At 60.6% G+C, this 5,681-nt stretch carries 7 protein-coding genes; 5 read left to right on the top strand and 2 right to left on the bottom strand.

The features are described 5' to 3' along the window. Nucleotides 1-93 precede the first annotated feature (93 nt). Nucleotides 94-480 (bottom strand): XRE family transcriptional regulator, encoded by a 387-nt coding sequence (locus VMR03_RS11130; RefSeq protein WP_325405181.1) that lies wholly within the window; start codon nt 478-480, stop codon nt 94-96. A gap of 209 nt (nt 481-689) precedes the next feature. On the opposite strand from VMR03_RS11130, the gene VMR03_RS11125 reads away from it, so the two are divergent. From VMR03_RS11125 to VMR03_RS11105, 5 genes are all read left to right on the top strand, one after another. Continuing rightward, the gene (locus VMR03_RS11125; protein WP_325405180.1) at nt 690-914 is read left to right on the top strand and encodes a hypothetical protein; all 225 of its coding nucleotides are present in this window, start codon (nt 690-692) and stop codon (nt 912-914) included. A gap of 4 nt (nt 915-918) precedes the next feature. Further along, entirely contained in the window at nt 919-2,133 is a 1,215-nt protein-coding gene (locus tag VMR03_RS11120; RefSeq protein WP_325405179.1) for a site-specific integrase, read from the top strand. Between the two features lie 174 nt (nt 2,134-2,307). Continuing rightward, a complete protein-coding gene (locus VMR03_RS11115) occupies nt 2,308-3,204 on the top strand; it encodes a chorismate mutase (protein WP_325405178.1) in 897 nt (298 codons plus the stop codon). A 1-nt stretch (nt 3,205) separates the two neighbouring features. After that, nucleotides 3,206-4,303, top strand: coding sequence for a histidinol-phosphate transaminase (hisC, locus tag VMR03_RS11110; RefSeq protein WP_325405176.1), 1,098 nt, complete (start codon nt 3,206-3,208; stop codon nt 4,301-4,303). Beyond that, on the top strand, nt 4,300-5,241 hold the full coding sequence (locus tag VMR03_RS11105) for a prephenate/arogenate dehydrogenase family protein (RefSeq protein ID WP_325405174.1): 942 nt from the start codon (nt 4,300-4,302) through the stop codon (nt 5,239-5,241). The genes hisC and VMR03_RS11105 overlap by 4 nt, the downstream gene beginning before the upstream one ends. Nucleotides 5,242-5,282: 41 nt before the next feature. Here the strand turns inward: VMR03_RS11105 and VMR03_RS11100 are convergent, their stop codons facing one another. After that, complete coding sequence (locus VMR03_RS11100; RefSeq protein WP_325405172.1) at nt 5,283-5,459, bottom strand: hypothetical protein; 177 nt, start codon at nt 5,457-5,459, stop codon at nt 5,283-5,285. Nucleotides 5,460-5,681: the final 222 nt, after the last annotated feature.

The raw sequence follows: 5,681 nt of genomic DNA, 5'->3' as shown, positions 1-5,681 counted from the left end.
ATCGACTTCGCGGCTATGAGGACACGTGCGAGATGAGCGTGGTTAGAGAAAACAGACAATGTTTTTCAAGTTTATGCGGGAGGCATTTGCCCCTTATTTCAGTGCTTTAGCCGCTGCCTCAAACTTCTTTCGTGCTGCGGGCGTAAGCGCCGGGTCGTCCACTCCCACGACGCTGCGGACGATCTCCAAGATTTCAGCCTCATTCTTGGTCGGAATTATACCCATGACGCCCTCAATCGTTCTCCAGATTTCGGGCGCGTATTCGAGCATCGCCCGGCGGAGTAGAGCGGCCTTATTGATTCCGAGGATATCGGCAAGAATCGGGAGCTTGTTGATGGGAACCTTCGTCAGCCCCTTCTTGAACATCGAAATGATGTTCGGGTTGTCGTAGCCGAGTTTCCTCGCGATTTCATTTTGCTTCAGGTCGCTTGCATCAATCTGTGCCGCGATGTACTCGGCGAAATTTGCTGCTTTGCTCATAGAGCCTCCAACGAGTCGGGTGATTGTAACTTAGTATAGTCACGGATTACGTATCTTTCGATGGCAAAGTGCTGGCCGTGCCCAAGCACGAATTCCCGCTGGGTCTCATTCGCCTACATTTTCTTTCCGTTTGTCACCAGTTGCCACTTGCGAAAAAGTCACCAATAACTTAATAAGCAGGTGGTGATTTTTCGAAAAGGAATATAGCGATGCAAATGGTTGAGCGGCCAGAATTTCTGACAATCGAAGATACCTATGAGCAGCTTGTCGAATGGGGGGTCCGGGGCCTGACCCTTCGCAAGGTGAGAAGGTGGGCAGCGGAGGGCTTCCTGCCGTTCTTTAAAATGGGCAAGCGGCTCTATATCGAAAAGCGGGAGCTGTGGGCTAGCTTGCGCCGAAAACAGGACGAAGCTCTTCGGAAGCGGCGGGTCTGAGTTCATGGCGTCGATTTCTAAGCGTAAGTGGCTTTCCCCCGAGGGCGAAGCCAAGCTTGCTTACCAGGTTCGCTACAAGAAGCTCGACGGCTCTGTAGCGCGGCGTCAGTTCGACAAGCGCAAGGATGCGGAGGAGTTCCGCCGCAAGGTTGAACCACAAGAGCCCAAGAAGGCGCATCTCAGAGAGTGCTACACGACCGCGAAGACGGTCGCGGAGGGCTTTGACGAGTTCCTTCGAGCGCTGCAACAAGGGGCGGACGGCAAGCTCCCGGTCGAGCACTCGACACTTAAGGCGTACCGAGCCAAGGTCGAAGCTCATCTAATCCCCATGTTCGGCACCTACGCGCTGGAGGACATGAATCCACGCCTCTGCGGCACACTCCGGGATCAGGTCGTGGCTCGCATCTCTGACCGGCGCTACGCCAGCCATGTATGGGCGCTCTTCTGCCGGATGATCAGGTTCATGGAGGGATGTGGCGCCCTCGCGAGCAACCCCACGGCCAACGTCCGTATTCACTTCAGCAAGTCCAAACCCTCGGATGAGGGCGAGGAGGAGGCCGGCAACATCCCGACCGTGGATGAAGCTCGGAAAATCCTGGCCTTCTGCAAGGAGCGAGCCTCATGTCCAAATAAGCGTCAGCGTCTTCGCTGGAAGAAGTGGCACGCCATGATCATGCTCGGCTTCGAGACTGGTATGCGGATCGGGGAGATCATCGGCTTGCCGTGGTCCTGCGTTCATCTCGATCTTCGGATTGTCCAGGTGCGGCAGACCGCCAAGCTCAATATGTACGTCATCGGCAAGACCAAGACGAAGCGCTCGAACCGGACCATCAGCATCAGCGAGACGCTTGCGGACATGCTTCGCGAGTGGAAGGAACGCTGTCCGGCCGGCGAGCATAATCTGGTCTTCCCGGCATTCGACGGGAGCCTGCTCAACTACACGACCTTCCGCACCTGCGTCTGGAACGTGATTATGACCGGATTGGGCTTGGTGGACGATGGTCAGATGCGTTATACCGCTCACTCGATGCGGCACTTCAAAGCGTCTGTGGCCCTCTCCAAGCCGGGCGCTAGCCTCCTCGGAGTGTCACGAGAACTCGGTCACGCCAACATTCAGACGACCTTCGATATCTATGGTCATCTGATCAAAGGGCTGTCGGAAAGTGGCAGTGCGGAGCGTGCATCCGACATCCATTCTCTCATTTCAGCAGCGCCATAACACAAACAGCGCACATGAACCCGTAAGTCATTGAAAACGCAGGGTAGCCCTGAATATTCTTTGATTTTGGCGGGTTCGCCCCTTATGAATACCGCTCTTGCAGGCGGCCGCGTGGGGGCCTCCGACCTGCTTTGCAACGCCCGTGAATCCTGCCCCTCAAGTCCTCTGAAGACCATGGCGATCAAGACCGAGAATCCAGCCAAGGCGCTCAGCGACGTCCGCCGCGAGATCGACACGATCGACGACGCGATCCAGGACCTGTTGATGAAGCGCACCGAACTCGTGGTCGAGGTCGCGAATGCGAAGGCGCGTGCCGCGAGCGCCAATGGTCAGGGCAGTTTCATCGCCTTCCGTCCGGGCCGCGAGGCCGAGGTATTGCGCCGGTTGGCCGCCCGCCAGAAGGGGCGCTTTCCGCTCAAGGTCGCGTTCCGGATTTTCCGCGAAGTCATCTCCACGATGACGCGCATCCAGGGGCCGTTCCGGGTCGAGGTTTTCGGCGCGGGCGACGGGCTTGCCTATTGGGACCTCGCGCGCAGCTATTACGGTTCGTCGACCGAGATGGAACTGCATGACGGCGCGCGCGATGTGCTGCGCCGCGTCACGCATGACCGCTCGGCGCTCGGCATCCTGCCGGTGCCCGGCAATTTCGACGGCGGCGACTGGTGGCCGGCGCTCGCGACCGATCTTGCCGGCGGCGCCCGGGTCGTCGGGCGTGTGCCCTTTCTCGACATCGCGGCGGAGGAGAACGCCGTGCGCGCGCTGGTGGTGGCGCAGGCGGACTTCGAAGCGACGGGGGACGACACCAGCCTTCTCGCCATCGCCACCGAAAGCAATGTCAGCGAGGCGACGATTTCGGCGCGCGTAAAGGCCGCTGGCTTCACGGGCGAGCGCATCGCCGTCGCCGAAACCGCCAATGGACATCGTCTTCGCCACAACCTCTTCGCCATCGCCGGCCATATCACCGCCGATGATGCGCGGCTCGCGGCCATCGCTTCGGATGGCGTCGTCGAGAGCGCCCATATCATCGGCGGCTATGCGAACCCGGTGACACGCGCAAAAGATGGCGAATGACATGAACTTTCCCAAGCCCCAAAAAGGCATTCTCGAAATCGAGCCCTATGTCGGCGGCCGCGCGCATGCGCATGGCGCCGCGCGGGTCTTCAAGCTCTCGGCCAACGAGACGCCGCTCGGACCGAGCCCGCTCGCAAAAGAGGCTTTCGTCGCGGCGGCGAACCAGCTCGAATTCTATCCCGAGGGTTCGGCCGCCGAACTGCGCGAGGCGATCGCGGAACGCTACGGGCTCAAGGCCGACCGCATCGTCTGCGGGTCGGGTTCGGACGAGCTTCTGCATCTTCTCGCCCAAGCCTATCTCGGCGATGGCGACGAGGCGATCGCGACGGAGCACGGTTTTCTCGTCTACCCGATCGTAACCAAGGCGGCCGGCGCGACGATCGTGCAGGTGAAGGAGAAAAATCTCCGCGCCGATGTCGACGCGATCCTCGCCGCGGTGACGCCGAAGACCAGGATCGTCTTTCTCGCCAATCCGAACAATCCGACGGGAAGCTATCTTCCCATCGACGAGATGAAGCGGCTTCATGCCGGGCTTCGTCCGGACATTCTTTTCGTCATCGACGCCGCCTATTCGGAATATGTCGGCAAGAACGATTACGAGAGCGGCATCGAATTGGTCGCGACGTCGCAGAACGTCGTGATGACGCGCACTTTCTCGAAGATCCACGGGCTTGCCGCGTTGCGGCTCGGCTGGATGTATGCGCCGGCGCATGTGATCGATGTCGTCAATCGCATTCGCGGGCCCTTCAACGTCTCGATCCCGGCACTTCATGCCGGCATCGCGTCGATCCGCGACGTCGAGCATTTCGAGAAGGCGCGGGCGCATAATCAGGAATGGCTCGACTGGCTCACCGTCGAGATTTCGAAGCTCGGCCTCGAAGTTGCGCCGAGCGTCGCCAATTTCCTGCTGATCCGGTTTCCCAACGAGAAGGGCCGGACGGCGAAGGAGGCCGACGCTTTCCTGATGAGCCGCGGCCTCATCCTGCGTCAGGTCTCTGCCTACGGCCTGCCGGATCATCTGCGTCTTTCCGTCGGTATCGAAGAGGCGAACCGCGCCGTCGTCGCGGCGCTGGCGGAATTTCTCGGGCGCAAATCATGAGCGCCGATCCGCATTTCAAGCGTGTTGCGATCATCGGCCTCGGCCTGATCGGCGGCTCGCTCGGCCATGCGATCAAGCGCGGGAAGCTTGCCGAACATATTTCGGGCTATGCGACGTCGGACGCGACGCGCAAAAGGGCGATTGAGATCGGCTTCATCGACAGCGCCGCGACGACGGCGGCGGAAGCGGCGAAGGATGCCGACCTCGTCGTCATCTGCACGCCGGTGGGTGCGCTCGGGGCCGTAGCCGCCGAAATCGAGCCGCATCTGAAAAAGGGCGCGATCGTCACCGATGCCGGTTCGGTCAAGATGGCCGTCATCCGCGATGTGGGACCGCATGTGCCGGATGGCGTACATTTCGTTCCGGGCCATCCGATCGCCGGCACCGAGCAGTCGGGGCCCGATGCGGGCTTCGCCGAACTTTTCGACGGGCGCTGGTGCATTCTGACGCCGGTGCCGGGCGCGGACCGCGACGCGGTGGCAAAGCTCGCGGCTTTCTGGGAAGCCTGCGGATCGAAGGTCGATTACATGGAGCCCCGGCACCACGATCTGGTGCTCGCCATCGTCAGCCACCTGCCGCATCTGATCGCCTACAACATCGTCGGCACGGCGGACGATCTCGAAACGGTGACGGAATCGGAAGTCATCAAATATTCCGCCGGCGGTTTCCGCGACTTCACGCGTCTGGCCTCGTCCGATCCCACGATGTGGCGCGACATCTGCCTCAACAACAAGGATGCGATCCTCGAAATGCTCGGGCGTTTCTCCGAGGATCTCTCGGCCATGCAGCGCATGATCCGCTGGGGCGACGGCGAGGGGCTTTTCAACCTCTTCACCCGCACGCGCGCCGTGCGCCGCTCGATCATCGAAGCGGGACAGGACACTGCGGCGCCGAATTTCGGCCGCGATCCGACGCACGCGACGCCTGAGAAGAAGTAGTTTTCGCCTCGTTGAGGATAAAGGTTGCTGTCGAGTTGGCGTCAGGCTGTCTTCTGCTTGAGCCAATTCTCGTAGTGGTCAATCAGCGTCTGTTCGGCGGGACGATAACGGATACCCAGCTCCTCGATACTGCGGCGGTTATCGAGCGTGAAGCGGATACCCAGATGGTTCTTCAGGAACTTGGGCGTCAGCCCGAAGAAGGGTCCGATGAGCCGCATGAGGACATTCGGTATCTGCATCCGTGGGAGCAGATAGGGGCGCCGGTGCACCTTGCGCAGGACCTTCGCGATGTCGATGAACGAGATCTTCGAGGTGCCGCTGGCCTTTTTGATGAACCCGGCCAACCACCAGCAGCGCGCCGCCACGGCCGGTGGCCTGGACATGCGCTACTTCTCGATGCCCTGGCACGCACCGGGCCGCGACGAAGACTTCTTCATCTG

The organism is Parvibaculum sp. (assembly GCF_035511255.1).
GTDB lineage: Bacteria > Pseudomonadota > Alphaproteobacteria > Parvibaculales > Parvibaculaceae > Parvibaculum.
Note: the sequence above shows the minus strand (reverse complement) of the source record. Positions and strands in the feature narration are given on the sequence as shown.